The organism is Streptomyces azureus (genome assembly GCF_001270025.1).
In the GTDB taxonomy this organism is placed as follows: domain Bacteria; phylum Actinomycetota; class Actinomycetes; order Streptomycetales; family Streptomycetaceae; genus Streptomyces; species Streptomyces azureus.
The window spans coordinates 39503-42059 of sequence record NZ_DF968368.1 but is presented as its reverse complement, the minus strand read 5'-3'; the positions used below and the strand labels follow the sequence as shown (position 1 = coordinate 42059).

The 2557-nt window shown below is 69.8% G+C and carries 2 protein-coding genes; one reads left to right on the top strand and one right to left on the bottom strand.

Annotation, left to right across the window (positions count from 1 at the left end; genetic code table 11):
- Positions 1-1072, top strand: a 1072-nt coding sequence (locus AOQ53_RS29655) for a sugar porter family MFS transporter (RefSeq protein WP_236711861.1), incomplete at its 5' end; no start/stop codon positions are given.
- A 320-nt stretch (positions 1073-1392) separates the two neighbouring features.
- Here AOQ53_RS29655 and AOQ53_RS29650 read toward each other — a convergent pair.
- Positions 1393-2364, bottom strand: a complete 972-nt coding sequence (locus AOQ53_RS29650; protein ID WP_059421916.1) for an LLM class flavin-dependent oxidoreductase — start codon at positions 2362-2364, stop codon at positions 1393-1395.
- Positions 2365-2557 lie beyond the last annotated feature (193 nt).

Here is a 2557-nt window from a genome sequence, read left to right as displayed (position 1 = left end):
CGCCTTCTGGCGCGTCGTCGGCGGCTTCGCCATCGGCATGGCCTCGGTGATCGGCCCGGCCTACATCGCCGAGGTCGCCCCGCCCGCCTACCGCGGCCGGCTCGGCTCCTTCCAGCAGGCCGCGATCGTCATCGGCATCGCCGTGTCGCAGCTGGTCAACTGGGGTGTGCTGAACGCCGCGGACGGCGACCAGCGCGGCAAGCTGATGGGCCTGGAGGCCTGGCAGGTCATGCTCGGCGTCATGGTCATCCCGGCCGTCCTCTACGGGCTGCTCTCCTTCGTCATCCCCGAGTCCCCGCGCTTTCTCATCTCCGTCGGCAAGCACGAGCGCGCCCGGGAGATCCTCACCGAGGTCGAGGGCAAGGACGTGGACCTGGACGCCCGTGTCACCGAGATCGAGCACGCCATGAAGAGCGAGCACAAGTCCAGCTTCAAGGACCTGCTCGGCGGCAGCTTCTTCTTCAAGCCGATCGTCTGGATCGGCATCGGCCTGTCGGTCTTCCAGCAGTTCGTCGGCATCAACGTCGCGTTCTACTACTCCTCGACGCTGTGGCAGTCGGTCGGCGTCGACCCCACGGACTCGTTCTTCTACTCCTTCACCACGTCGATCATCAACATCGTCGGCACCGTCATCGCGATGATCTTCGTCGACCGCATCGGCCGCCGGCCGCTCGCGATCATCGGCTCGGTCGGCATGGTCGTCGGCCTGGCGCTTGAGGCCTGGGCGTTCTCGCACCACCTGGTCGACGGCAAGCTGCCCGCAACCCAGGGCTGGATCGCCCTGATAGCCGCGCACATCTTCGTCCTCTTCTTCGCGCTGTCGTGGGGTGTGGTCGTCTGGGTCTTCCTCGGCGAGATGTTCCCCAACAAGATCCGCGCCGCCGCCCTGGGCGTGGCCGCCGCCGCGCAGTGGATCGCCAACTGGGCCATCACCGCGAGCTTCCCGTCGCTGGCCGACTGGAACCTGTCCGCGACCTACGTGATCTACACCGCGTTCGCCGCGCTCTCCATCCCGTTCGTCCTGAAGTTCGTCAAGGAGACGAAGGGCAAGGCCCTGGAGGAGATGGGCTGAGCCCGTCCCGCACACTCGGGGAGAAGGGCCAAAGTCCCCGCTGCCCCTCTCCCCGTAACCCGCCGTCGCCCCGGTTCGGCCACTGCCCGAGCCGGGGCGACGGTCTCCTGTGTCACCGGCGCCGCCCACGATCACGGGCGTTCAGGGCGGCCACTTCCAGGTTCCGCAGCCGCCGCACCGGCCCCTCCCGGTGCTCCGCGAGCCTCCGCGGCCGCCGCGTGCTGTCGGCGATCGCGTCGAGACGGTCACGCAGGAGCGCCGCTTCATCGAGGGCAGCCGGTCACCGAGTGGCAACGCCGGTCACCGGATGTCCGTGAGCGTCAGCTCCCCGGGCGCGGCAGCACCTGCTCGCAGAACAGATGCAGACTCCGCCACCCCTCCTCCAGCGGCATCCCGCCCGCCAGCGGATGCAGGACGAAGGAGTCCAGCTCCAGCCCCGCACACTGCTCCGGCGTGAGGATCCGGTACACGCCCTCCGCGCGTAGATCCCCGACCGTCGTCGCCGCCGACTTCACCGCCGAGCGCACGCCGCCAGACTGCCAGGAGGCGTATGTCCGCGCCTCGTGCAGGAAGTGCTCCCCGTACTCCGTCCAGGCCCGGTCCGGATCCTCGGCCACATGCAGCAGCGGTGTCTCGGCGGCGGGCATCATCACCCAGCCCTCGGTGCCGTACTCGACGAGCCGTTCCTTGTAGTACGCCTCCAGCTCCGGCAGATGCGCGCTGGGGAAGAAGGGCAGGCCGAGCCGGGCGGCCCGGCGGGCGGCGGCCTTGGAGGAGCCGCCGACCAGGAGCAGCGGGTGGGGCTCGGTGTACGGGCGCGGGGTGATGCGGACCGTGCGGCCCCGGTAGGAGAAGGGCTCGCCCGTCCACGCCTTCAGCAGCGTCTCCAGCAGCTCGTCCTGGAGCCGCCCGCGCCGGGCGAAGTCCACGCCGAACAGGTCGTACTCCTCGGGCCGGTACCCGATCCCGGCGACCGTCACCAGCCGGCCGCCGCTCAGCAGGTCCAGTACGGCGATCTCCTCGGCGAGCCGCAGCGGGTCGTGCAGCGGGCCGATGACCGCCGAGACGGTGACCGCGACACGCCGTGTCGCGCCGAATACCGCCCCTGCGAAGGCGAACGGCGACGGCAGCCAGTTGTTGTCGGCCCCGTGGTGCTCCTCCGTCTGCACGGTGGTCACGCCCCGGTCGTCGGCGTACGAGGCCATCTCCAGGGCCGCCCTGTAACGGGCGCCGAGCTCGGCGGGGGCGGCCCCGGGAGCGACGAGGTTGAAGCGTACGACCGAGACGGGCATGGGACGTCTCCCTTCACCGGGCGGGTGTCCGGAGGACGTTAGCTGACGGTGCGTCAGACATCCAGGGGGGTGCAGATCCGGCGGCCCTTGTTCCGGGAGGGCGGTGCGAGCAGCGTGACCCGGGGCCCCATGACTGATACTGGACGCGTTATGGACATCGTCATCCTTGCTGTAGTCATCGCCGTGGTCGTGC